Below are 23,105 nucleotides of genomic sequence, written 5' to 3' on the forward strand. Positions count from 1 at the left end.
TGATGGCTCGCTCCTTCATGTGATCGCCCCGAGGGTGGGCAGCCGGTCGGGCAGGGGCCCGTCGATGCGCGGAACACAGGCCAGCAGGCCTCGGGTGTACGGCTCCTGTGGGCGGTGGAAGACGTCCCGGACCGGGCCGCGCTCGACCGCGCGACCCTGGTGCATCACCACGACCTGGTCGGCCAGTCCGGCGACCACGCCCATGTCGTGGGTGATCAGCATGATCGCCGTGCCGGCCTCCTCCCGCAGTTCGCGCAGCAGTTGGAGGATCTGTGCCTGCACGGTGACGTCCAGCGCGGTGGTCGGTTCGTCGGCGATCAGCAGGTCCGGTTCCAGGCAGAGCGCCATCGCGATCATCACCCGCTGGCGCATGCCGCCGGAGAACTCGTGCGGGTAGCAGCGGGCGCGCCGTTCCGGTTCGGGGATGCCGACCCGGTCCAGCATGCGCACCGCGACCCGGTGCGCCTGTTTGCGTCCGGCACGGTGGTGGGCGCGGTACGCCTCGGCGATCTGGAACGCCACCGAGTAGTACGGGTTGAGGCAGGACAGCGGGTCCTGGAAGATCATGGCGATCCGGTTGCCGCGCAGTCGACGCAGCGCGCGCCGGTCGAGCGCGGTCAGCTCCTGCCCGTCGAAGCGGATCTCGCCGCTGACCTGGGCGTCGCGCAGCAGGCCGAGGACGGCGAGGCTGGTGACGGACTTGCCGCTGCCGGACTCGCCGACCACGCCGAGTACTCGGCCGGTGTCCAGGTCGAGGTCGAGGCCGTCCACGGCGCGGACGCCGGAGCGGAACTCCACAGCCAGGTCACGTACGGTCAGCAGGGTCATCCGACGGCCCTCACTCTCGGGTCGAGGACGGCGTAGACCAGGTCCACCAGCAGGTTGGCGAGCACCACGAAGGAGGCCGCGAACAGCGTCACGCCGAGGATCACGGGCTGGTCGGCGGAGGAGATGGCATCGGCCGCGAGCTTGCCGACACCCGGCAGGCCGAAGACGGACTCGGTGATCAGTGCGCCGCCGAGCAGCGCGCCCAGGTCCATGCCGAAGATCGTCACGATCGGCATCAGGGCGGGCCGCAGGGCGTGCCGCCGCACGACCGTGATCTCGGGCAGGCCCTTGGCGCGGGCGGTGCGGACGTAGTTCTGGCCGAGGCTCTCCAGCATCTCGCCCCGGGTGACCCTGGCGTAGATCCCGGCGTACAGCATGGCGAGGGTGATCCAGGGCATCACCATCGACTGCGCCCAGCCCACCGGATCGGTGGTGAGCGGCTCGACCTGCGGGTAGGGCAGCAGGTCGAGCTGCACCACCAGCAGGTACTGCAGCACCAGGGCGGTGAAGTAGATCGGCAGCGACACACCGCCGAGGGCGGCCGTCATCGCGGCCCGGTCCCACAGGCTTCCGCACCTCAGCGCGGACACCACGCCGGCCGCCACTCCGACGGCGAGCCACAGCACGGCGGCCCCGACGGCGATCGAGAAGCTGGCGGGCAGCCGGCTGGTGAGCATCTGCCACACCGGCTGGTTGGTCTGGAAGCTGAACCCCAGGCACGGGAAGGGGCAGTTGACGGCGTGCTCGCCAGTGCCGTAGGTGCGCCCCGAGACGATGCCGGTCAGGTAGTCGCCGAACTGGCTGAGCGGCGAGTGGTTCAGCCCGAGGGTGGTGCGGATCTCCGTGATCCGCTCCGGGCTGCACGCCTTGCCGCAGGCGCCCTGGGCGGGGTCGGCGGGCATCAGGTAGAAGATGGCGAAGGTGGCGGCGCAGATCACCAGCAGGATGGCCGCCGTGACGGCCAGTCTGCGCAGCAGGTAGAGGATCATCGTCGCTGGCTCCGGGGGTCGAGCGCGTCGCGGACGGCGTCGCCGAGCACGTTGAAGGCGAGCACGGTGACGAACAGGAAGACGCCGGGGATGAGGAAGTAGGCGGGGTCGGAGGCGTACCAGGGCACGGCGGTGGCGATCATCTGCCCCCAGGACGGGGTGGGGGCCTGGACACCCACGCCGAGGAAGGACAGGCCCGCCTCGGTCGCGATGTAGCCGGGGATCGACATGGTCGCCACCACCAGCACCGGCCCGGTCAGGTTCGGCAGCACCTCGCGCACCAGCAGCGCCCACCGGGAGGCCCCGAGCACCCGGGCCGCCGCCACGAACTCGCCCCGAGCGAGCACCATCGCCTGCCCGCGCACGATCCGCCCGACATACGGCCAGCCGAAGAAGCCGAGCACCACGACCAGCAGAAGCCGGCGGTCCGTGCCGGGCGCGGCGGAGATCAGCGCGATCATGAAGATCAGGCTGGGGAAGGACAGCAGCAGGTCCATGGTGCGCCCGATCACGGTGTCGACCCAGCCGCCGAAGAAGCCGGCGACCAGGCCCAGCGCCGTTCCCAGCAGTACCGACAGCACGGTGGCGAGCACCGCGATCAGCAGTGACACCTGTGCGCCGTACACCACCCGGGCCAGCACGTCCCGGCCGTTGACCGGCTCCACGCCCAGCCAGTGCCGGGCGCTGATTCCGCCGGCGGCACCGCGCGGCAGGCCACCGAGCCCCGGGTCCACGGCATCACCGTGGAAGGCGGTCGGCGAGCTTCCGGCGATCCAGGTGATCAGCGGCGCGGCCACCGCGAGCAGGACCAACCCGGCCACCACGGCGAGCGCCAGGGCCGCCGACCGCTGGGACACCAGCTTTCGGATCACGGTCACTTGCGCAGCCCCAGGGAGACCAGGTCGAGCCGGCCGACGTAGGCGACGTGCCCGTACGCGCCCGCGACGTTCCCGCCGACCAGGATCGGCGCCTTGTCCCACAGGAACGGCACCACCGGGGCGTCCTGCATGATCTGCTGGGCGAGCTGCCCGTACGCCGCCTGGGCCGCCGCCGGGTCGCCGATCGCGGCGATCTTGTCGATCTGAGCCTCCACGGCCGGGGAGTCGTACTGCGCGTAGTCGTTGTTGCCCTGGCTGGTGATCAGCCGACCGTCGAAGACGATCGGCAGGTAGGTCGATGCGCCCGGCCAGTCCGGGGACCAGCCGGCGATCACCAGGTCGTGTTCCTGGGAGGTGTTGCCGACCGTGCTGTAGAAGGCGGAGGAGCTGATCTCGTTGATCTTCACGCTGATGCCCGCCCGGCCGAGCGAGGCCTGCACCGCCTCGGCCTGCGCCTTGCCGGCCGCCGAGGCGGGCGCGTCGAGGGTCAGGGTGAGGTCGGAGGCGTGGCCCGCCTCGGCGAGCAGCGCCTTGGCCCTGTCCGGATCGCCCCTGCCGTCCTTGCTCGGGTACGGGTCCTCGGTCTGGTAGCCGAGGGACGGCGGCAGCAGGCTGGTCGCCAGGTCGCCGGCGATCGGCCCGCCACGGGTGGTGCGAAGGGCGTCCTTGTCCAGCGCGTAGGCGATGGCCTGGCGCACCCGGACGTCGTCCAGCGGCTTGTGCCTGGTGTTGATGCTCAGGTACCGGGTGTTGATCGAGTCGCCGGTGACCAGCCGGCTCTTCAGCTGCGGATCGGTCAGCACCCGCCCCACCGATGCCGGGCCGATGGGCTCCATCGCGACGGCGTTCGCGTCCTCCCCCTGTCCGGCGATCAGCCGCTGGTCGACCACCGCCGTGTCCAGGCCCAGGTCGATGACGACCTTGTCGGGCAGTCCCTTGCGGACGGTGTCGGTGGCCGGATCCCAGTTGGTGTTGCGGACCAGGGTGAGCCGCTTCTTGGGATCGAAGCTGTCGATCTTGTAGGGGCCGGAGGAGAACGGCCTGGAGTCGTAGGTGACGCCGGTGTCCTTGTCCTGCGGCACCGGAGCGAACATCGGCAGCGACACCGCCGAGCCGAAGTCGGCCACCGGGCGGTTGAGGTGGAAGACGACGGTGCTGTCGTCCGGGGCCTCGATCGAGGCCAGCCCGGCCGGATCCTTGTACGGCCCCTTGTAGCTCTCGCCACCCGCCAACCACATCCGGGCATACGGCGGCCCTTCAGGAAGCTCGGCGGCGAAGGTTCGCTCCACCCCGTACTTGACGTCCCTGCTGGTGATCGGGCGGCCGTCCTCGAACTTCGCTCCGGGCTTGAGGGTGAAGGTCCAGGTCTTCGCGCCGTCACTGGGGCGGCCGGTGTCGGTGGCCAGGTCCGGCACGACCTTCCCGCCCGCCTGTCCGGGCGCGGCGGCGAAGGTGGTCAGCGTCCGGTAGATCAGCCGGCTCACGTCCTCGGAGGACGTGACGTAGTTGCGCGCCGGGTCCAGGTGCTCCAGGTCAAGGGTGGACAGCACGTGCAGCGTGCCACCCTTCACCGCTACCGCGTTCGCCCCCGCGGCGCCGCCACCGCCGCCCGTACAGCCGGCAACCGACACCAGCCCCAGGGCCGCGCCGAGGGCCAGCCCGATCCTTGCGTGTCTCACTTCTCCTCCATGCATGATGTGACATTTCATGCGTGGGAGGAGATTGACCGACCGGACGGCCTCACAGAAGATCCCAGCTCACCATCACATCGTGTTATGGAGCGTCGGCACCACGCGTGACAGTGGAGGAAGGCCGCGGCCCCGACGCGCAGGGTCCTCGCTCCGGGGCGCGTGTGGGCGGTCGCGGCCGGGCAGGTCACCGAGGATGCGGGCCGGGCGAACAAGGCGGCCCTGGCCGCCGCCGTCGCGGACTTCCGGGCCGGCCGGCACGTCGGTCGACGAACACGCCCTCGCCCCGGCCGCGGTCGCGGCGCTGCACGAGTTCGCCCGCTCCTGGAGCGTCTGCGACAGCCATCCGACCGCAGCGCGGCGAGCACCACGCGCTGCTCCGGCTCGTACGGAACCACGCCCGCCGCCTGACCGGCGGCGCAGGTACGAAACAGCGTTCTCGGTCGTCGGCCGCTCGCGCTGCCCCTTGCGTCGCCGGCGGAGTAGGCCGGCCTCGGAAGGGTGCCCCGCCCGGCGCGGCGGCCGAGGGCGGACAGTAGCCTGCGACCATGAGGCACGGTCAGGGCTGCCTGCTCCGGGCGGCGGGGCTCGCGACGCCGGAGGCGGTTTCCGTGGGCAGGGCGGAGCGCTCCGCGGTGGGCGCGCCGCCTCCGGGGGCCAGGGACGGCGAGGCACCCGACGTCGTGCCCGCGGTGGGCGAGGGGGAGCCGGGAGTCTGCGATGCGACGCCTCCCCCGGGGGACGGCGAGGCCGCGCTGACAACGGAGGCGTTGACCGTGCCGCGCCCCGCACGGGCGAAGGTGAAGGTGACCAGCTCGTAAGTGCCGGGGCTGACGTTGCCCGAGACCTGCACCTCGGGTTGCCCCGGTGCTCCCACCAGGACCGGCTCCCCGGGCGGGAGGGTGATGCCCGCCCCACCTCCCCCCGCCGGTGCACTGCCGGCGCCCGCCAGGCTGACCGCCGTCAGGGTGTCGGGTTCCGCGCCCGGGTTGAGGATGTACGCCGCCAGCGTGGCGGACCCGCTACCGCCGGGGCCCGCGACCAGTCGTACGTCGCGCAGTTCGAGGTCACCGATGTCGGCGTTGGCGTTGTCCGGCGCGATCCGGTACGTCTCCGCATCGGGGCCGGCCGCGCAGGCCGCCGTCGAGGTCGTCAGCAGCAGCAGAACGGCGGAACGCACCACGGCGCTGCGACGCGGGACGGATTGGGCTCTCATTCGGGGATCCTCCAGGCATCCGGTTCCAAGACCGCCATGTTTTCCCCGCTCACCATCCGTGCACGCCGTCCCTCACCCGGCCGCCCGCACACTTCCAGTGGCGACCGACGCCGCGCACCTGATGCCGCTCGTGGGCCTCGGCGCGACCCTCGGCGACACGAACCGGTGACTCACGCACGCTGTGCGGGGCAGCCGTTAGCGTCGAACGCACCCCCTGGCCCGAAACGAGGGGCGGGGACGTGCCGACGGATCGGAGCCCAACGTGGTCCCCATGACCCTGCACGAGATCGCCCAGGCCGTCGGGGGCGCCCTGCACGACGCCGTCGATCCGGTCGCGGTGGTGGACCGGCCCGGGGTCATCGACTCGCGGCTGGTGGAGCCGGGAGCGCTGTTCATCGCGCTGCCGGGCGAGCACACGGACGGGCACCGGTTCGCCGAGGCCGCTGTCCGCGCCGGGGCGACGGGCGTGCTGGCGGCCCGGCCGGTCGGGGTGCCGGCGATCGTGGTGGCGGACGTCCAGGACGCGATGGGCGCGCTGGCCCGCGCGGTGCTCGACCGGCTGAAGGCACCGACCGTGATCGGGCTGACCGGCTCGGCCGGAAAGACCAGCACCAAGGATCTGCTGGCCCAAGTGCTGGAGACCATCGACACCACGGTGGCAACCCCGCTGTCGTACAACGGCGAGATCGGCCTGCCGCTGACCGTCTTCCGGGCGGACGAGGACACCCGCCTGCTGGTGCTGGAGATGGGAGCGCGCGGTGCCGGGCACATCAAGTACCTGACGGGGATCGTCCCGCCGAAGGTCGGCCTGGTGCTGAACGTCGGGACCGCGCACGTGGGCGAGTTCGGCGGCGGGAAGGAGTCGATCGCCGCCGCGAAGGGCGAACTCGTCGAGGCCCTGCCCGCCGACGGCCTGGCGGTGCTCAACGCCGACGACCCCTACGTCATGTCGATGGCCCCCCGCACCGTCGCGCCCGTCCTGACCTTCGGCATCAAGACCGGGGACGTCCGCGCCTGCGGCATCGAACTGGACGCCGCAGGCCGGCCGTCGTTCACCCTCACGTACCGCGGCCAGAGCGCCCCCGTGAAGCTGGGGCTGCACGGCGCCCACCACGTCTCCAACGCCACCGCAGCCGCCGCGGTGGCCGTCGGACTGGGCGCCGGCCTGCGGCAGACCGCCGACGCGCTGGCCGGCGCCCGGCAGCTGACGCCCGGCCGGATGGACATCACTGACCGCCCCGACGGCGTGACGGTCATCGACGACGCGTTCAACGCCAACCCGGAATCCATGGCCGCCGCCCTCGCGGCACTGACCGCCATCGCCGGTGGGCGAAGGACGGTCGCGGTGCTGGGCGAGATGCGCGAACTCGGCGCGCAGTCCGGGGACCACCACGCGCGGCTCGGCCGGCTCGTCGCCGACAGCGGCATCCACCACCTGATCGCGGTCGGCGACCAGGATGCCGCCCTGGTCCACGCCACGGCTGCCGAAGGCGGCGTCAACGCCACGCTGGTCCCCGACCGCGACGCCGCCCTCGACCTGCTGCTGGCGTACCTGAAGCCCGGCGACGTGGTGCTGGTGAAGGGTTCCCACAGCACCGGGCTGGAGGAGACCGCGCTGCGCCTGGCCGAACCCGACGCCACACGCGGCTGAGTGGCGAACTCCCGCGTCTGCCGAGTGCACACGCCCCCACGGCGCCCGGCCGCCGCCGCGGACCGCCGGGGACCAGGCCGAGCGGCCCGACACGCGTTCTGTGGATGCCGGTCTGTAGTGAACAGGCCCGGCGCCGCGCGCAGGTCGTGCGCCGCATCGCGTCCGGGCCATCGCCGGGGACCAGGCCGAGCGGCGCAACGATAACCTTCTGGCGACGCCCGTCCGGCAAGGGCCGCGGGATCGGGTCGGCCAGGATGGAGGATGGATGTCTGCTTTCAACTGCTCGAAGCCAGCGGAGCGTGCCGCGGGTCTGCGCGAGGCGGTGGCGGCGGTACGGCGCGGTGAACTGGTCGTCCTGCCCACCGACACCGTGTACGGCATCGGAGCCGACGCCTTCGCACCGGCGGCCGTCGCCCGGCTGCTGGAGGCCAAGGGACGCGGACGGAACATGCCCTCTCCGGTGCTGGTCGGCTCCTTGGCCGATCTGGACGCCCTGGTGGACGACCTGCCGCAGGTCGCGCGGGAGTTGGTGGCCGCGTTCTGGCCGGGCGGGCTGACCGTGGTCGCCCGCCACAAGCCGTCGCTCGCCTGGGACCTCGGCGACACCTCGGGAACGGTCGCCGTGCGCATGCCCGACCACGCGGTCGCCCTCGACCTGCTCAGGGCGACCGGCCCGCTGGCTGTCTCCAGCGCGAACCTGACCGGTAAGCCGTCCCCGCAGGACTGCGGCTCCGCCCAGGGCATGCTCGGCGACGCTGTCGCCGTCTACCTGGACGGCGGGCCCACCGAAGCCGCGGTGCCGTCCTCGATCGTCGACGTCACCGGCGAGGTGCCGGTCCTGGTGCGCGCGGGCGCGATCAGCGCGATGCGGCTGCGCGAGGTCGCCCCGGGCCTGCGGGAGCGCTGAACGTCACGTGGCCGTGCCGGCCGGCACGGCCACGCCACGGGCGGTGACCAGACGCGCGGCGTACCGGAGCTGCCGGGCTGGTTCGATGCGCCGATATTCCGTTGGTGACGCACCGTCGGATCGGTACGGTCGCGGGCATGGCAATCCCGATCGTGTTCGATATGGAGACCGGAGACCCCGACGACGTCTTCACCCTGTGCGCCCTCGCGACCCATCCGTGGGCACGCCTGGTGGCCGTGACGGTCATGCCCGGATCGGATGAGCAGGTCGGCATCGTCAAGCACCTGCTCGGGCGCCTCGGGGTGAGCGCGCCGGTCGGCGCGCACCGGCCCGGCGCCGACGTGAAGCCGGTGTCGGGCTTCCACCGCCGATGGCTTGGCAAGGTTCCGGCTCGCGAACCCGATGCCGAGGCCTGGCAGCTGCTGCGGGACGCCTTCTCCAGCGGGGACGCGACGCTGCTCACGGGGGCGCCGCCGAAGAATCCCGGCGTGCTCCTGGAGCGGGAACCGGACGTGCGCATCGCCCGCTGGGTCGCGCAGGGCGGCTTCGCCGGCGACTCCGTCGTCCCGCCCGAACACCGTCTCCCCAAATTCGAGGGACGCGAGACCTGCCCGACGTTCAACTTCAACGGCGCTCCGGCCGCCGCGTTGAAGCTGCTGGAATCGCCCCACGTCGGTGAGCGGGTGCTCGTCTCGAAGAACGTCTGCCACGGCGTCGTCTACGACGGCGCGATGCACGCCGCCCTGTCGGCGCGGCGACTCACACCCGGGATGGCGCTCGTGCGGGAGGGCATGGGGGTCTACCTGGCCAAGCGCCGCGCCGGCAAGGCCTTTCACGACCCGCTCGCGGCGGCCGTGGCCCTCGACGAATCCGTCTGCGCGTTCCGCGAGGTCGAGGTGTACCGCGAGCGCGGCGCCTGGGGTGCACGTCCGGCGGCCGGCACCCGGACGCGGATCTCGGTCTCGGTCGACCACGCCCGATTCCTGGACGTCCTCACGGCTACCGGCTGACGGCCCGCGATTGCGGCACGCAGGAAGAAGGCCTGAGCCTCACCGTTCGCGGTGAGGCCCAGGCCTTCTTCGTGCACCGTGTCGCCCGGTCGCTCGACAAGGCCCGGGAGGCGACCGGGCGGCGTTACCACACAACGGGGTGGACTGCCCCCGGCCGGATGTGCACCGGATGTGCGCCGGGTTCGCGAGCACCTGACCCGAACGGCTCAGGTGGTCAGGGGCCCGCTGACTCGGATGCCTCACCCGGCGGGCGGCGCAACGAGGTTGGACCTACCGTGCGGTGCGAGGGGGTTACCCGAGCGAGAGGTGTCGACTGGCATGGCTGGAAAATTCGAGCTGTACAAGGACGAGAGCGGGATGCACCGGTTCCGGCTCAAGGCGAGCAACGGGTCCATCGTGGTGACCGGCGACCCGCAGGAGAGCAAGGACGACTGCCTGAAGAGCATCGAGTCGATCCGCAAGCTCGCGCCGTACGCGGAGCTCAAGGAGACGGCCGGATCGTCCTGAGGTTCGGACAGCGCTCGATGCGCGGGTCGGTGGTGCAAATCGCCGACCCGCGTTCGCTTGTACGACAGATCCCTTTGGCCGGGTGCACGCCGGGCGCGGACACAACACGGGCATGCGCGTCGCCATCGTCACCGAATCCTTCCCGCCCGAGGTCAACGGAGTCGCCCACAGCGTGCTGCGGACGGCCGAGCACCTGGTCCGCCGGGGCCACCGGCCCCTCGTCGTCACCCCCGCCCCGGCCCGTGGCGCCCAGTGCCCGTCCCGGAGCTTCGGCTCCGGGGCCGAGGCGGAGCGGATCCCCGTGGTACACATCCCCTCGATGCCGCTTCCGGGCTACCCGCAGGTGCGGATCGCGCTGCCGAGCCGGCAGCTGACGGCCGCGCTCGCCGGGCACCGGCCGGACATCGTCCACCTGGCCAGCCCGTTCGTGCTCGGGGCACGCGGGATGCAGGTCGCCGCCCGGCTCAAGGTGCCCGCCGTCGCCGTGTACCAGACCGACCTCGCCGGGTACGCCCACGCCTACCGCGCCGGGCGGGGCCTCGGGGAGGCCGCGGCCTGGCGGCGGATCCGGGCCGTGCACCGGGCCGCCGCCCGCACCCTGGCGCCGTCCACCCCGGCCGCACAGGACCTGACCGCGCACGGGGTGCCCCGGGTGCAGTTGTGGCCGCGCGGGGTCGACTCCGTGCGTTTCCACCCGCGCCACCGCGACGAGGCGCTGCACCGGGCGCTCGCCCCGGGCGGGGAGGTGCTGGTCGGGTACGTCGGACGGCTGGCCCCCGAGAAGCGCGTCGACCTGCTGGCGGCCGCCTCCGCCCTGCCCGGGGTGCGGGTGGTGGTGGTCGGGGACGGGCCGTCGGCGCCCGGGCTGAGGGCGTCCATGCCCGGCGCGGTGTTCCTCGGCCGCCGCACCGGGGAGGAACTGGCCCGCTGTTTCGCCACCCTGGACGTGTTCGTGCACACCGGCCCGCTGGAGACCTTCTGCCAGACCATCCAGGAGGCGATGGCCAGCGGCGTGCCGGTGATCGGTCCGGCGGCCGGCGGCCCGCTCGACCTGGTCGCCCACCACCGCACCGGACTGCTGGTGCCGCCCCGGGACGGCGCGGCGGTCGCCCGGGCGGTGGCCGCGCTGGCCGCCGAACCGGCCCGGCGCGCCGCGTACGGGCAGGCGGGGCGCTCCGAGGTGACCGCCCGGACCTGGGAGGCGGTCGGGGACCTCCTGCTGCGGCACTACGCCGAGGTGCTGGCCGAGCACGGTGGCCTGCCCGCCTCCCTTCCTCCGGTGGTGGGGGCGGCTCCGGCCGAGCCCGTGGTCCCGGTCCTGCCGTCGGAGCTGCCCGAGGAGCTGCCGGAGGAGTTGTCGGCATGACATCCCAGTCCCCCCGTACCGGACCTTTGACGATCGTGCGGCTCGCCAACTTCGTCACCCCGGTCTCCGGCGGCCTGCGCACCGCTCTGCGCCACCTGGGCGCCGGGTACCGGGCCGCCGGGCACCGGCCGGTGCTGATCGTGCCCGGCGAGCGGCGTTCCACGGAGGAGACCGAACAGGGCCTGGTGATCACCCTGCCCGGCCCGGAACTGCCGGCCGGCGGCGGCTACCGGCTGCTCACCGACCGGCGCGCGGTGGCCGCCGAACTCACCCGGCTCAGCCCCGACCGGCTCGAGGTGTCCGACCGCACGACCCTGCGCTGGACGGGAAGTTGGGCCCGGCGGCACGGCGTGCGCTCGGTGATGGTCTCGCACGAGAGCGCCACCGGGGTGCTGCGCACCTGGGGTGTGCCCGGCCCGCTCGCCGTCGCGGCCGCCGACCGGCTCAACGCCGCCACCGCCCGCGCCTACGACTCGGTGCTCTGCACCACCGACTGGGCGGCCGCGGAGTTCCGCCGGATCGGCGTGCCCAACCTGGTCCGGGCCCCGCTCGGGGTGGACCTGACCGCGATGCGGCCGCTGCCCGCCGTCGCCCGCGCGGCGCAGCGGGCCCGCTACGCGGCGCCAAAGGACGTACTGCTCGTCCTCTGCTCACGGCTGTCCCCGGAGAAACGGCCCGAGCGCGCGATCGAGGCGCTGGCCCGGCTGCGGGCGCGCGGGCTGCCCGCCGTCCTGGTGGTGGCCGGGACCGGTCCACTGCGGCCGCGGCTGGCCTCCCGGGCCGCGCGGCTGCGGCAGCCGGTGCGCTTCCTCGGCCACCTCGACGGGCGTGCGGAGCTGGCCGGGCTGCTGGGCAGTGCGGACGTGGTGCTGGCGCCCGGGCCGGTGGAGACCTTCGGGCTGGCCGCGATGGAGGCGCTGGCCTGCGGAACACCGGTCGCGGTCAGCCGCTCCTCCGCGCTGCCCGGACTGATCGGACCCGCCGGGGTGGCCGCCGCCGACACCGGGGCCGGATTCGCCCGCGCCGTAGGGCAGTTGCTGGCCCGGCCGGAGGAGGCACGGCGGGCCGCCGCCCGGGCTCAGGCCGAGCGGTACGGCTGGCCGACGGCGGTGGAGGCCTTCCTGGCGGCGCACGGGGTGCGGAGCTGCGGCGCGGCGAAGGTGTCCGATCCTGCTGCGGCGGAAGGGGTTCGGAATGAGCGTGCTGGACGCCTGGCCTGACCGGACGGCGGAGGAACGGCCCGCTGAGGAGGGGCCGGCGGAGGAACGGCCGGCGGCCCGCGAGCTGCTGCGCTTCGTCGCGCTCGGGGACTCGCTGACGGAAGGGGTCGGGGACCAGGTCGACGCCCGGTGGCGCGGCTGGGCCGCGCTCCTCGCCCGATCGCTGGCGCCCGAGGGCCGGACGGTCGAGTTCACCAACCTGGCGTGCAGCGGGGCGCTGACCGCCGACCTGTCGGAACGCCAGCTCCCGGCGGCACTGGCCCGCCGGCCCCAGTTGGCGGCGGTCCTGGTCGGCGGCAACGACACCCTGCGGACCGGCTTCGACATCCGGCGCACCACCATGGAACTGGACGCCACTCTGGGCGAACTCTCCGGCGCGGGCGCGGTGTTGCTGACCGCCTGCCTGCCCGACCCCGGCATGCTGCTCCGGCTCCCCTCACCGCTCGCCCGGCCGCTGGCCCGACGGATGCGGGCGGTCAACACCGTGGTGCACGCCCTCACCGCGCGGCACCGGGCGATCCACCTCCACATCGCCGACCTGCCCTGGTGCGCCCGACGGGGACTGCTGAGCGTCGACCGCCTCCACCCCAGCGCCGAGGGCCACCACCTGATCGCCCGGCGCTTCCACGCACTGCTCACCACGGCCGGCCACCCCCTCGGCCCGCCACCCGCCGCCGAACCCGCCGAAGCCCCACCGGGCCTGGGCGCCGACCTGTGGTGGATGGCCACCCAGGGCACCCGCTGGGTCGCCGCCCGCAGCACCGACCTGCTCCCGGGCCTGCTCGCCCTGGCCGCCGCCGAGGGCGCCGCCCGGCTGCGCGGCTCCAGCGGACGGCACGACGACCAGATGGCCCGGGCAACGGCCCGGGCCCTCGCGGAGCTGGGGTGACGGCATGCGGCCGGGTGCCGCGGTCGCAGCGGCTGGGCATGTACACCGTGTGACGGCACGTCACCCGGTGGTGATCGGCACAGGGTCGGCGCGGGAACCATCGGGTCTGCGGGGGTGTCGTCCCCGGGGAGCGATGTGGTGGAAGGAGCCGGGGTGGAGACGTCGGACAGGGCGGGACGGGGGATTCTGGCGGCGGCCGGGGTGCTGTTCCCGGACGGGCAGGGGCGGGTGATGGTGGTGCGGCAGCCGTACGACCGGAAGCACCCGGTGGCGGTCCCGGGCGGCGGGTGGGAGCCCGCCGACCGCTCTCCGCGGGAGACGGCGGCGCGGGAGATCGCCGAGGAGCTGGGGTTCACGCCGCAGCTGGGGCCCTTGGCGTGTGTCGACTGGGCGCTCTCCCCGAGCCGCCCGCCGATCGTGGCGTACCTGTACTGGGGTGAGCCGCTGACGGCGGAGCAGGTGGCGGCGATCCGGCCGGACGCGGCGGAGGTCGGCGGGTGGGTGTGGCTGACTGCGGAGGAGGCGGCGCACGCCCTGCCGCCCCGGCTGTCCCGCCGCGTGACGGCCTGTCTGCGGGCGCCGCGCACGGCCGGGCCGCTGGAGCTGGAGGACAGCCGGCCGGTCGGGCACACCCTGTACGAGCTGGCCGCCGACGGACCGGTGCCCGAGTACACCGGGCTGGCCGCCGCGCCGGGCCTGGGGGCGGCGACCGGGACGGGCCCGACCGGCGCGCAGCCGCCGGAGCCACCGGAGCCGCTGGAGCCACTGGAGCCGCCGATGGACCGGGACACCTACTACGCGACCCGGCCGCGGATCCGGGCGAAGGCGCGGGCCCTGTTCACGGACGCCGGCGGGAGGGTGCTGCTGGTACGGCTGCGGCCGTGGTCCGATCCGGACGAGCAGTACTGGACGCTGCCGGGCGGCGGGGTCGAGGCGGACCGGGAGACGCCCCGGACGGCGGCGCGCCGGGAGATCCGCGAGGAGCTTGGCTGGGAGGTCGAGCCCGGACGGCTGCTGGCGCTGGACTGGCAGCCCGGGGCGGCGGCCGGTCCCGGCGCGAATCCGGCCACCGGCCGGGACACCGCCGTCCTGGTGTACCTGTACGACGGCGGCACGGTGTCGGAGGAACTGCTCGGCTCGATCGCGCTGCAGGAGCATGAGCTGGTGGAGTGGCGGCTCTGCGCGCCGACCGAGGCGCGGGCGCTGCTGCGGGGGCCGTCCTGGGACCGGGTGGCGGCCGCGCTGGCCGCCCGGGAGCGGTCGGCCGGGCCGGCCGAGCTGGTGGGCGGGCAGGCGGTTGGGGACCGTCCGGCGGGTGAAGACTGGGGGCATGCAGAACGCGATCACTGAGGTGCTGACCGGTCGGCGGGTCGAGGCGGTCAACGGCGGAGGCGGGCTCGCCCTGCGGCTCGACGGGCCGGTGACCGTACGGGTGGCACACGAATTCCGCTTCGCGGCGCCGTCCTTCGCCGCGCCGTCGGAGGTCGAGCACTTCTTCCCGGCGCTGACCGTCCGGCCGACCCCCTCCCTGCTGGCGCTGGTCGGACGGACAGTCGGCGCCGCCCGGGTCACCCCGGCCGGCGGCCTGGAGCTGGGCTTCGCGGAGGGCGGTGCGCTGTCCGTACCGCCGCACGCGCTGGTCGCACCGTGGAGCGTGCTGACCCCGGAGGGGGCGGTGTGTGCGGGGCTGCCGGGCGGGGAGGTGCGGTGGACGGAGCCCGGCGGGGCGTGAGCCGCCGCCGGGGCTTCTTCCGGGGCTTCTTCCGAGGGCCTCGTCCGGGGGGCCTCGTCCGCAAAGTCCTTCGCGGGCCGGTGCCGGTCAGACCTCCAGGTCGGCCTCGACCCTGGTGAGCTGGTGGCGGGCCATGGCCAGGTTGGCGCGGCTCTTGTCCAGCGCGAGGTAGAGGAACAGGCCCTTGCCGGTGCGGCCGCCGAGCGGACGGATCAGGTGGTACTGGCTGGTCAGCGTGATCAGGATGTCCTCGATGCCGTCCTGCAGGCCGAGCATGTCCATGGTCCGCATCTTGGCGCGCACCACGTCGGTGTTCCCGGCCGCCGCCACGTTGAGGTCCAGGCCGCCGGGGCCGTCGAGGGTGGCGAGCGCCATGCCGCTGTTGTAGTCCACCAGGGCCGCGCCGATGGCGCCCTCGATGGAGGTCATGGCCTGCTTGAGTGCGCCTGCTGCGTCGGTCATTCTGTTCAGCTCCTGTTGGGTGGTTCTGGTTGGCGGTGGGTCGATCAGGGGTGTTCGGTCGGCGGTGTCGGGCGGCTGGTCAGCCCGGGTCGCGCGGGTCCTTGGGCGTCAGGGCGTCGTTGAGCAGCTCGGCGATGCGCCGGGCGCAGCGGCGGGCCTCCAGGTGGAGCCGGCCGACGTTGACGTCCGGGTGCGCCAGCAGGGTCAGCACGCAGCTGCCGCCGGCCGCGTAGGTGGCGACGTAGCCGTGCTCGCCGCGCACCACCGACTCGCGGAACTCGCCCTGGCCGGTGGTGTCGGCGAGCCGCTGGGCGAGCGAGAGCGAGGCCGCCGTCATCGCGGCCAGGCCGGAGGGCTCGGCCCCGTGGGTGTCGTGCGCGACCAGCAGGCCGTCCACGCTGGCCACCAGGCCGCCCGCGAGGTGCGGGACGCGGCGTTTGACGGCGCGGAGTTCGGCGAGCAGCTCGGTCTCCAAGGCGATCAGTTGTCTCCTTCCGACACGCTGCTTGAGCGCCCGCCTCATGGCCGGTACGACGGGGTCGCGGGCGGAGAGTGGCTCAAAGTCGGGCCTCCAGAAGGTCTCGGACCCGGGTCAGCAGCGCGATGTCCGGGTCGGGGACGGTCAGCGGGTGGGCCGCTGCCGTGGTGGGCGGTCGATCGGAGCGGGTGGGGGCGGTGGGGGCGGCGGCGCCCGCAGCGGCTGGGTCCGGGGTGCCGGGGGCCGAGAAGCCGGGGGCCGGGGTGCTGCGGAGGGTGGCGCCGGGGACCCTGCGGTGCAGGCCGCCGCCCGGTCGTCCGGGCGCCGTGGCCGGGGGTACGGCGGTCGGCGCCGCGTGCCGCGGGGCGTCGAGCAGACCGGCGGCGGCCAGGCGGCGCACGTCCGCCGTCACGCCGAAGCCGGAGCGGCCGAGCAGCCGGGCCAGGTCCGCCGGGGTTCTTCGGCCGTCGGCGTGGTCGAGCAGTTCGCGCCGGCGTCGGCCGGGCGGGCGGTGCGAGGGGCGGCGGCTGTGCTCGACCGGACGGACGGGGGCGGTGTCGAGCTGCGGCCAGGGCCAGATCCCGTCGAGGAGTCGGCGTCGGCGCTCGACCTCGCGGCCCAACCGCGCCGGGTCGACCAGCGCCACCGTGCCGAGCCAGTGCCGGGCGTCGGACTCGAACCGCCAGGTGCCGCCGGCCGGGTCGGCGAGGACGAAGTAGGCGGCGTCGAACAGCGTGCCCAGGTGGCCGAGTTCGAGTTCGCCCCGGGTGAGCAGCTGCCGTTCGACCAGCACCTCGGCGAGCCGCCCCTGGGGGCCGTGGCGGTGCAGGAGCTCGGCCCACGCCTCGGGGGCGATCCGCCCGCAACCGGTGAGCAGGTCGGCCAGGCCGGGCGCGCGGGAGGACTCGGCGGCGGCCACCTGGCCGTCGACCAGGTGCAGGACGCCCAGCGGGCCGTGCAGGGCACCGGTGGCCCGGCGGGCGGCGAGCAGGGCGACGGCCTCGCCGGGGGTCCGCGGTGCGGCGGGCTCGGCCCGGCCGACCGGTTGCGCCAGGGGCGGGGCGGCGGTCATGCGGGCCACCGCCGGCGGGTCCGGCGCGGGGTCGCCCGGCGGGCCGTTCGCGAGTGGTCCGCGCGGGCGGGTGGCCGGAATGCGGCGGTCGGTGCGGGCCCGGTGCTCACCCGAGCACCAGGTCCTCGGCGAGGGCCTGGAGCCGGAAGCGGGCGACGGCGAGGTTGCCCGACTGGCGGTCGAGCCAGAGGTGCAGGACGAGCCGGCTGTCGAAGGCGGTGTCGATGAAGCGGATCAGGTGGTAGCTGCGGCCGGCGGTGACGATGATGTCCTCCAGCGGGGAGTGCCGGTCCTCGGCCACGGTGAAGGTCTGGCTCTCAACGGCTGCGCGCACCAGGTCGGTTGTCTCGGCGGCCGCGGTCTCGTGCTCACCTACCGGACTGTCGCCTAGGCTGCCGAGGGCGAGTCCGCTGCTCCAGTCGACCAGGCTCGCCGAGCGGGCTCCGGCGATCGCCATCGCTCCGGAGAGGCATTCGTCGATACCCGGCACACCGGCTCCTTCGAGGGGGTCTGGGTGGCCGGGCGCAGCGCGGCTCCGGCCGGGTCGCCACCAGCAGTGGCAGGTTCGACACGGAAGGCTACTGCCGGATTCCGTATGACGAACATTCCAATGGCATATTCACACCATCTTCAGCGAGTTCCGGCCAAGGTATGACAGGGCGTCAAGCCTGCCGGTGGGGCAAAGCCGCTGGCAGGCCCGCCGCTACGGAGCGTCGTGCACCCGCTACCTGCTGCGGGACCTTGGCCGATACCGACGGGAGGCCCAGGGTTTCGAGGCCGAAAATGCGATAAGAGGCACGGGCCCGTCGACAACTCAGCGGACGACCGTGACGGGGCGGGGAAGCGCGGGCAGGCACGGGAAGGTGCGGGGAGGTGCGGGAAGCTGCGGGAAGCTGCGACGGGCAGGAATCCGCGGGCAGGCATGACGAAGGGGCCCGTTCCGCTGGACGGAACGGGCCCCTTCGGGTGGAGCGCCAGGCCCGGGTCGCACGGACTCTTCCCACTGAAAGTGGGACGTGCTCTGGTAGCACCGCTGACGCATGTTCGAAGGATCCGATCCCCGCTTCGGAAGATCATTTCCTCTCGACGTGATGAACAGTAGCAGGTCATCACGCCTGCTCAGAAATCGGCCAAGCCTGGCCGACGGCCTCGGCGAGCAGCCGGTAGGAGTCGAGCAGCGCGGTGCGGTCGTAGGTGCTGGTCGCGACCAGGAACTCGTCCGCGCCGCTGCGCTCCACCAGGGCGGCCAGCTCGGCGGCGGCCTGCTCGGGGGTGCCCGCGATGTGGCCCTTGAGCGACTGCTCGAACGCGGCCCGCTCGCGTGCGGTCATCGCCCGTGCCCGGATCTCGGCGGCCGGAGCCAGCGGCGGAAACTCCCCGTGGGTGCGGGAGTACGCGCCGGCCCAGGCCTCCGGGACGAGCAGTTCGCGCGCCCGCTCCTCGGTCTCGGCCACCGCGACCGTGCCCGAAACCACCACGTACGGCTCGGCGGCCTGTGCCGAGGGGCGGAAGCGGCTGCGGTAGTCGTCGATCGCGGCGAGCATCCGCTCCTCCCCGCGCGCGGCGGCGATGACCAGCGGCAGCCCGGCCTCCGCAGCGAGGTCGGCGCCGGCGCCGGTGGCCAGGACGAAGGCCGGCACGTGCAGGCCCTCGGCCGGGCGGGCGTGGACGTCGCGGTGGACCTGCTGCGAGCCGTCGAAGTAGCCGAGCAGCTCCGTCAACTGGCCGCCGAAGTCGTCCGCGGCGTCCTTCTCCCGCCCCAGCGCCCGCCGGACGCCGTCCGTGAAGCCCACCGAGCGGCCGAGGCCCATGTCGATCCGGCCCGGGAACAGCGCCGCCAGCACCCCGAACTGCTCTGCCACCACCATGGGACGGTGGTTGGGCAGCATCACCCCGCCGGTGCCGACCCGGATCCGGGAGGTGGCCGCCGCGACCGCCGCGGCGAGCACCGTCGGTGCCGATCCGGCCACCCCGGGCACACCATGGTGCTCCGAGACCCAGAAGCGGTGATAGCCCAGCCGCTCTGCCTCCCGGGCGAAGGCCACCGTGTTCCGCAGCGCCTGCGCCGGCTCCTCGCCCCGCCTGGTCCGGGAGCGGTCGAGGACGGAGAGCCTGGTCCTGGGCGTAGCGGTGGTCACGTGGGTGGACAACACCCGCCTGCCACACGGGCATTCCCGGCGCCCGCGCCGCCGACCGCACCCGGAGCGCCCGGAGCGCCGTCACCGCCCCGCCGAGGGTATTCGGACCGCGCGCCGCTCCGCGGCCTTGCGGCGGCCCCAGGGCTTGTACACCGACAGGATGACGTTGAACAGGTAGAGCGAGAGCGCTACGGCCGGGACGATCACCGTGTTGTACCGGACGAACCCGAGGTCCGCGACCGGGATCGGCCCGGTCGGGTGCGTGTCCGCCACCCGGACCGCGTCGTGCAAGCGGGCGGTGAGGGCGAAGACCGAGGCCGCCATCGCCCCGAGCGTCAGCCAGAACTTGGTGCTCACCCAGTAGTACCGGAACAGGCCCCAGGATGTGCCGAGCCCCAGCGCCACCCCGCTCAGGAAGGTGAGCAGGCTCAGCGGCAGGACCAGCGCGTCTCCCAGCATGCCCATCGCCCGGTAGGCCGTTCTCAGCCGGTCGCCGTCGTCGGTGGTCAGGGCCGTCACCGCCAGGGTGAGCAGGCAGAGCATCAGCGCCAGCCAGCTCACCGAGACGACGACGTGCAGGGCCACCAGGCGCTTGCGCGCCCCCGGCGACAGGCGGCGGCCGGCGGACCGCCGCCCCGCGCCGGGGGCCGCCCCGGGCGCCGTGACGGCCCCGGTGGACGAGCTGGACGGGCTGGACGGGCTGGACGAGCGCACGGGTACCTCCTTCAAGCCGGGGTCACGACGACGCGCCCAGACTCTCCCGTCCGCCCCTCACCGGTCATCTGCCAGGGGAAGTAACCTCGCATACTCCCGGGCGAGTACGCGCCCGCGCGTCGCCGCGCCCGACGAACTCCCCCGGAAGTACCCCGGCCTCCTCCCCAACTCCCCTGCCCCGGCACCGTCCGCCCCCCGGTTCAGTCCGTCACATCGAACCCCTGCGCCGCGCCCAGCCGGTGCAGCGAGTCCCGCCCCGGTATCCCGTCCGCGGCCCCCGCCGTGTACCCGCACCGCCGCTGCCAGCCCGCGTACGCCGTGACCGTGAGGCTGCCGTACGAGCCGTCCACCCAGCGCTGTTCGAGCAACCCCTCGTCCGCCAGCGCCTGTTCGACGATGGCCACCTCGGCCCCGTACGTCCGGTGCCCCTGCTCGGCCCCCGGGTCGCTGCGCGCCGCCGCGACGACGTGGGCAAGCGAGACCGTGCGCGGCCCGGGCAGGTAGCCGAGCAGTCGGCGCAGCGAGTCCTCGCCCGGCACCCCGTCCGCGGCCTGTCCGGAGTAACCCAGGCTCGCCTGGTAGTCCGCGTAGTTCTCGGTGTCCGCGTCGGTCCAGGTCGGCCCGGGCCCGGACCGGTAGTGGGAGCCGAAGCCGCCCGCGACCAGCGCTCGGCCGACGGTGGTGACCTGGTAGCCCTGGGCGCCGTAGCCGTACGCCAGGCCGTTGAGGGTGACCTGGTACCGGGCCGGGACGGACTCCCCGGGCGGCGGCGGGGAGGACGGGGAGCCGGAGCCGCCGAGGAAGGCGGGCCAGGACCCGGGGTCGGTGTGGTCGTTGAACGGCACGTGGGCGTGCGCGTACCAGCCGCCGCTCGTCTCCCACACGTGCTCGTCACGGTGCGAGGAGAAGTCGGTCGGCCGCCCCATCGGCCACGCGTCGGGCACGCCCCAGGAGGAGACCCAGGCGTGGATCCGGTCCCAGCCCGCACACGGGGTGTCGACCAACTGCGCGTAGACGGTGCCCTGGTGGCGGCAGTACGGGAAGAAGACCGCTTCGATCTGGATCACCACCCGCCCGGCCCGGTTGGTGCGGGTCGGGCTCTGGGAGGGGCTGAGCAGGCTCTTCGAGCGGGAGTCGGCGGGGAACAGCTGGGCGGCGCGTCCGCTGAACGGGTCCCAGACCAGGTGCGGGGCGTCGCCGGCACCGGCGCCGGTGAAGTACCCGACCAGGTCCTCGAAGGAGCACCAGTCCTGCGGTGCGTCAGCGGTGGCGTTGCGGTCCCAGGTGATGTGGGCGATGGCCTTCGGCGGGTACTGGTGGTCGGTCGGCGCGTGGTCGCCGAGGTCGTGGACCTCGGCACCGGGCAGCCACAGTTCGGGCATGATGGCTCCTCCGAACGGCGTCATGACATCATCTCCCTTTTCGGCAGGTCCACGTCGGGAATTGACCCCGACGGCGGAATCGGCGGCATTGAACCGCCCGCTACCGTACGGCCGTTCGGATCATCGAGGGGAGTTCGTCCTGGCGTGCGGGCCCGGGTCCGTGGTGCGCACCACCACCCTCCCACCTCGAGCTGCCCGAAGACGGCTCCCGGGAAGGCTCGGAGACCGCCGGGCGGCGGCGCATTCCACCTCGCCGCGGCCACCCTGTCAATCGTTGATGTCGAAAATGGTCTAGTCCATGGTGGTGCGCTCGTAGCACTCATCTCTCCTCGAATGCGTTCGGGTCCGTGGTGACCCCCGCCGTGGCCGCGACCCGCACGCCCCCGGCTCGGTGCTCGACCGGATCGTCGCGACGCCGCCCACCCCCGTCAAGGCCCTGCGCGCCGTCGCCGCCCACCCCAACGCCTCCCCACGGTCCTGGCCACCTGCCTGGCCTCCGTGGACCCCCGCACCACCGCGGCGGCGGCCGCCAACCCGGCCCTGCCGGTGGCGGTGATGGCGGAACCGGTCTCCCAGTGCACGGCCGGCCCGTGACGGGTGGGGCCGGTGCGTCTCCTGGTGACCGCCGGACTCTGTCACGTCCGCACCCGGTTGCAGTTGCGTCTCCGTTCGGTTCGGCGGGGGTGTGCGGTGGCCGCCGGTCCGGGAGCCTGGTGTCAAGGACTCATGCGGCGGGGGGAGTTGCCATGGGGGACGGCCGGGAGCGGGCACCACGCGTGGTGGGGGCGCTGGTACGGCTGACTCGGGGCACGGCCGGGCCGGACCGGGCGGTGGCCGAGGTGGTACGGGCCCGGCTGCAGCTGATGCCGGAGGGGGCGCGAGCCCTTGCGGCGATCGAGGCGGGCCCGGCCGATCCGCGGGCACGGGGCGAACTGACCGCAGCCGTCGCCCAACTGCTGGCCACCGACCCGGGGTTCGCGCAGTACCTGACCACCACCGAGCTCGGCGGACCGGCCGACCCGACCACCGTCCAGCTCCGGACGGACCCAGAACCCGACCCGACCACCGTTCACCTGCGGGTCGGTCCCGAAGACCGGTCCACCGTCCAACTCCGGGTCGGCCCCGAAGAGCAGTCCACCGTCCAGCTCCGGGCCGAGCCCAGGAATCCGTCCACCGTCCAGCTCCGGGTCGACCCGGCCGCCGCCGGTGCCCGGGCCCTGGCCGCCCGGCGCAGCAACACCGCCCTCGTCGTCGCCCTGGCCCTGGTGCTGATCGCCGCGCTGGTCGCACTCGGGATCCACCTCGGCTCGCGCCCGCTGCTGCAACCCACCGGGCCCGATTTCGCCCACGCCGCGCGGACCGTCCGAGACCCCGCGCAGGCGCAGGGCGTACTGCCGGATCTGACGGCGATGCCGAGCGGCTGGCAGGTGGCGAGCGGGCCGCGCTCCGGGGCCAGCAGCGGGCCGGACGTGCCCTGCCTGCTCCCGGGCGCCTGCGACCAGCAACTTGCCTACGCCACCGTGACGTTCAGCACCACTCCGCTCCCGTCGGTGCAGTTCACCGTGGTCACCTTCACCTCCGCCGAAGCGGCCGGACGGGCCTTCGACACCAGGCTCGACCTGCTCGACGCCCGGGGCGACGCCACCGTGGCGACGGTGCCGTCGATAAGCGACCGGAGCGCCGCCCGCACCCGGGGCGGGTCGACGGCGGAGACACTGGTGCGGGTCGACTCGGTCTTGCTGTACGTGCACTACTCCGGCCCGGGGGCGACGGTCGCACTGCCCGGCCTCACCCCGTTCGCCCGACTGCTCGCCGAGCGCGCCCAGCAGGCCGAACAGGGCCGCACCCCGGACGCCGTCTTCCACGCCACCGCGCCCTGAGCACCCCGACCGCCCCGAGTACCAGAACCGCCAGAACGGCAGGAACCGCCAGAACCGCCAGGAATACCCCTCCCGCCCCGCAGGCCGCACCGGCCCGC

The 23,105-nt window shown here is 73.9% G+C and carries 22 protein-coding genes; 10 read left to right on the plus strand and 12 right to left on the minus strand.

Features of this window, described 5'->3' with window-relative positions:
• Window positions 1-15: 15 nt before the first annotated feature.
• From BOQ63_RS10830 to BOQ63_RS10850, 5 genes are all read right to left on the minus strand, one after another.
• Window positions 16-828 (minus strand): ABC transporter ATP-binding protein, encoded by an 813-nt coding sequence (locus tag BOQ63_RS10830; RefSeq protein WP_050366405.1) that lies wholly within the window; start codon window positions 826-828, stop codon window positions 16-18.
• The gene (locus tag BOQ63_RS10835) at window positions 825-1,817 is read right to left on the minus strand and encodes an ABC transporter permease (RefSeq protein ID WP_030287736.1); all 993 of its coding nucleotides are present in this window, start codon (window positions 1,815-1,817) and stop codon (window positions 825-827) included. Before BOQ63_RS10835 ends, BOQ63_RS10830 begins: the two co-directional genes overlap by 4 nt.
• Entirely contained in the window at window positions 1,814-2,695 is an 882-nt protein-coding gene (locus BOQ63_RS10840) for an ABC transporter permease (protein WP_107488488.1), read from the minus strand. The genes BOQ63_RS10835 and BOQ63_RS10840 overlap by 4 nt, the downstream gene beginning before the upstream one ends.
• A complete protein-coding gene (locus tag BOQ63_RS10845) occupies window positions 2,692-4,374 on the minus strand; it encodes an ABC transporter substrate-binding protein (RefSeq protein WP_043480958.1) in 1,683 nt (560 codons plus the stop codon). The genes BOQ63_RS10840 and BOQ63_RS10845 overlap by 4 nt, the downstream gene beginning before the upstream one ends.
• 568 nt (window positions 4,375-4,942) lie before the next feature.
• Window positions 4,943-5,599: a hypothetical protein gene (locus BOQ63_RS10850; protein ID WP_141763679.1), complete on the minus strand. Its 657-nt coding sequence runs from the start codon at window positions 5,597-5,599 to the stop codon at window positions 4,943-4,945.
• Window positions 5,600-5,861: 262 nt separating this feature from the next.
• Between BOQ63_RS10850 and BOQ63_RS10855 the strand changes: the two genes are divergently transcribed.
• The 9 genes from BOQ63_RS10855 (at window position 5,862) to BOQ63_RS10895 (ending at window position 14,881) form a co-directional block, all read left to right on the plus strand.
• Complete coding sequence (locus tag BOQ63_RS10855) at window positions 5,862-7,250, plus strand: UDP-N-acetylmuramoyl-tripeptide--D-alanyl-D-alanine ligase (RefSeq protein ID WP_072654148.1); 1,389 nt, start codon at window positions 5,862-5,864, stop codon at window positions 7,248-7,250.
• 265 nt (window positions 7,251-7,515) lie between these two features.
• The gene (locus BOQ63_RS10860) at window positions 7,516-8,157 is read left to right on the plus strand and encodes an L-threonylcarbamoyladenylate synthase (RefSeq protein WP_030287746.1); all 642 of its coding nucleotides are present in this window, start codon (window positions 7,516-7,518) and stop codon (window positions 8,155-8,157) included.
• 137 nt (window positions 8,158-8,294) lie between these two features.
• Window positions 8,295-9,167, plus strand: coding sequence for a nucleoside hydrolase (locus tag BOQ63_RS10865; RefSeq protein ID WP_030287749.1), 873 nt, complete (start codon window positions 8,295-8,297; stop codon window positions 9,165-9,167).
• A 318-nt stretch (window positions 9,168-9,485) separates the two neighbouring features.
• Window positions 9,486-9,674, plus strand: a complete 189-nt coding sequence (locus BOQ63_RS10870) for a YegP family protein (RefSeq protein WP_030287750.1) — start codon at window positions 9,486-9,488, stop codon at window positions 9,672-9,674.
• A gap of 112 nt (window positions 9,675-9,786) precedes the next feature.
• Window positions 9,787-11,040, plus strand: a complete 1,254-nt coding sequence (locus BOQ63_RS10875; RefSeq protein WP_078867506.1) for a glycosyltransferase family 4 protein — start codon at window positions 9,787-9,789, stop codon at window positions 11,038-11,040.
• Window positions 11,037-12,260 carry a glycosyltransferase gene (locus tag BOQ63_RS10880; RefSeq protein ID WP_078867507.1) on the plus strand — a complete coding sequence of 408 codons (1,224 nt, stop codon included), beginning with the start codon at window positions 11,037-11,039 and terminating at the stop codon, window positions 12,258-12,260. The genes BOQ63_RS10875 and BOQ63_RS10880 overlap by 4 nt, the downstream gene beginning before the upstream one ends.
• Window positions 12,235-13,149 carry an SGNH/GDSL hydrolase family protein gene (locus BOQ63_RS10885; protein ID WP_078867508.1) on the plus strand — a complete coding sequence of 305 codons (915 nt, stop codon included), beginning with the start codon at window positions 12,235-12,237 and terminating at the stop codon, window positions 13,147-13,149. Before BOQ63_RS10880 ends, BOQ63_RS10885 begins: the two co-directional genes overlap by 26 nt.
• A 153-nt stretch (window positions 13,150-13,302) precedes the next feature.
• Window positions 13,303-14,499 carry an NUDIX hydrolase gene (locus BOQ63_RS10890; RefSeq protein WP_150475807.1) on the plus strand — a complete coding sequence of 399 codons (1,197 nt, stop codon included), beginning with the start codon at window positions 13,303-13,305 and terminating at the stop codon, window positions 14,497-14,499.
• A complete protein-coding gene (locus BOQ63_RS10895) occupies window positions 14,480-14,881 on the plus strand; it encodes a DUF6188 family protein (protein ID WP_030287761.1) in 402 nt (133 codons plus the stop codon). The genes BOQ63_RS10890 and BOQ63_RS10895 overlap by 20 nt, the downstream gene beginning before the upstream one ends.
• Before the next feature lie 87 nt (window positions 14,882-14,968).
• Here BOQ63_RS10895 and BOQ63_RS10900 read toward each other — a convergent pair whose 3' ends face one another.
• From BOQ63_RS10900 to BOQ63_RS10930, 7 genes are all read right to left on the minus strand, one after another.
• The gene (locus tag BOQ63_RS10900) at window positions 14,969-15,343 is read right to left on the minus strand and encodes a hypothetical protein (protein WP_030287764.1); all 375 of its coding nucleotides are present in this window, start codon (window positions 15,341-15,343) and stop codon (window positions 14,969-14,971) included.
• A 79-nt stretch (window positions 15,344-15,422) separates the two neighbouring features.
• Window positions 15,423-15,818, minus strand: a complete 396-nt coding sequence (locus BOQ63_RS10905) for a roadblock/LC7 domain-containing protein (protein ID WP_305953101.1) — start codon at window positions 15,816-15,818, stop codon at window positions 15,423-15,425.
• 82 nt (window positions 15,819-15,900) lie between these two features.
• On the minus strand, window positions 15,901-16,893 hold the full coding sequence (locus tag BOQ63_RS10910) for a hypothetical protein (protein WP_051747114.1): 993 nt from the start codon (window positions 16,891-16,893) through the stop codon (window positions 15,901-15,903).
• A gap of 106 nt (window positions 16,894-16,999) precedes the next feature.
• Window positions 17,000-17,383 (minus strand): hypothetical protein, encoded by a 384-nt coding sequence (locus BOQ63_RS10915; protein ID WP_030287771.1) that lies wholly within the window; start codon window positions 17,381-17,383, stop codon window positions 17,000-17,002.
• A 619-nt stretch (window positions 17,384-18,002) separates the two neighbouring features.
• A complete protein-coding gene (locus tag BOQ63_RS10920) occupies window positions 18,003-19,031 on the minus strand; it encodes an LLM class flavin-dependent oxidoreductase (protein ID WP_030287773.1) in 1,029 nt (342 codons plus the stop codon).
• Between the two features lie 81 nt (window positions 19,032-19,112).
• On the minus strand, window positions 19,113-19,745 hold the full coding sequence (locus BOQ63_RS10925) for a DUF2269 domain-containing protein (protein WP_150475808.1): 633 nt from the start codon (window positions 19,743-19,745) through the stop codon (window positions 19,113-19,115).
• Between the two features lie 200 nt (window positions 19,746-19,945).
• Window positions 19,946-21,127 carry a peptidoglycan-binding protein gene (locus BOQ63_RS10930; protein WP_030287777.1) on the minus strand — a complete coding sequence of 394 codons (1,182 nt, stop codon included), beginning with the start codon at window positions 21,125-21,127 and terminating at the stop codon, window positions 19,946-19,948.
• Between the two features lie 746 nt (window positions 21,128-21,873).
• Here BOQ63_RS10930 and BOQ63_RS10935 point away from each other — a divergent pair.
• The gene (locus BOQ63_RS10935; RefSeq protein ID WP_072654151.1) at window positions 21,874-23,007 is read left to right on the plus strand and encodes a hypothetical protein; all 1,134 of its coding nucleotides are present in this window, start codon (window positions 21,874-21,876) and stop codon (window positions 23,005-23,007) included.
• Window positions 23,008-23,105: the final 98 nt, after the last annotated feature.

The sequence above is a fragment of the Streptomyces viridifaciens genome (genome assembly GCF_001888885.2).
In the GTDB taxonomy this organism is placed as follows: Bacteria; Actinomycetota; Actinomycetes; order Streptomycetales; family Streptomycetaceae; genus Kitasatospora; species Kitasatospora aureofaciens.

Bases quoted from the DNA above. Each gene is read 5' to 3' on its own strand.
- BOQ63_RS10830 (WP_050366405.1), bottom strand. From the start codon at position 828: ATGACCCTGCTGACCGTACGTGACCTGGCTGTGGAGTTCCGCTCCGGC.
- BOQ63_RS10835 (WP_030287736.1), bottom strand. From the start codon at position 1,817: ATGATCCTCTACCTGCTGCGCAGACTGGCCGTCACGGCGGCCATCCTG.
- BOQ63_RS10850 (WP_141763679.1), bottom strand. From the start codon at position 5,599: ATGAGAGCCCAATCCGTCCCGCGTCGCAGCGCCGTGGTGCGTTCCGCC.
- BOQ63_RS10860 (WP_030287746.1), top strand. From the start codon at position 7,516: ATGTCTGCTTTCAACTGCTCGAAGCCAGCGGAGCGTGCCGCGGGTCTG.
- BOQ63_RS10865 (WP_030287749.1), top strand. From the start codon at position 8,295: ATGGCAATCCCGATCGTGTTCGATATGGAGACCGGAGACCCCGACGAC.
- BOQ63_RS10870 (WP_030287750.1), top strand. From the start codon at position 9,486: ATGGCTGGAAAATTCGAGCTGTACAAGGACGAGAGCGGGATGCACCGG.
- BOQ63_RS10875 (WP_078867506.1), top strand. From the start codon at position 9,787: ATGCGCGTCGCCATCGTCACCGAATCCTTCCCGCCCGAGGTCAACGGA.
- BOQ63_RS10880 (WP_078867507.1), top strand. From the start codon at position 11,037: ATGACATCCCAGTCCCCCCGTACCGGACCTTTGACGATCGTGCGGCTC.
- BOQ63_RS10885 (WP_078867508.1), top strand. From the start codon at position 12,235: ATGAGCGTGCTGGACGCCTGGCCTGACCGGACGGCGGAGGAACGGCCC.
- BOQ63_RS10895 (WP_030287761.1), top strand. From the start codon at position 14,480: ATGCAGAACGCGATCACTGAGGTGCTGACCGGTCGGCGGGTCGAGGCG.
- BOQ63_RS10900 (WP_030287764.1), bottom strand. From the start codon at position 15,343: ATGACCGACGCAGCAGGCGCACTCAAGCAGGCCATGACCTCCATCGAG.
- BOQ63_RS10910 (WP_051747114.1), bottom strand. From the start codon at position 16,893: ATGACCGCCGCCCCGCCCCTGGCGCAACCGGTCGGCCGGGCCGAGCCC.
- BOQ63_RS10930 (WP_030287777.1), bottom strand. From the start codon at position 21,127: ATGCCCGAACTGTGGCTGCCCGGTGCCGAGGTCCACGACCTCGGCGAC.
- BOQ63_RS10935 (WP_072654151.1), top strand. From the start codon at position 21,874: ATGGGGGACGGCCGGGAGCGGGCACCACGCGTGGTGGGGGCGCTGGTA.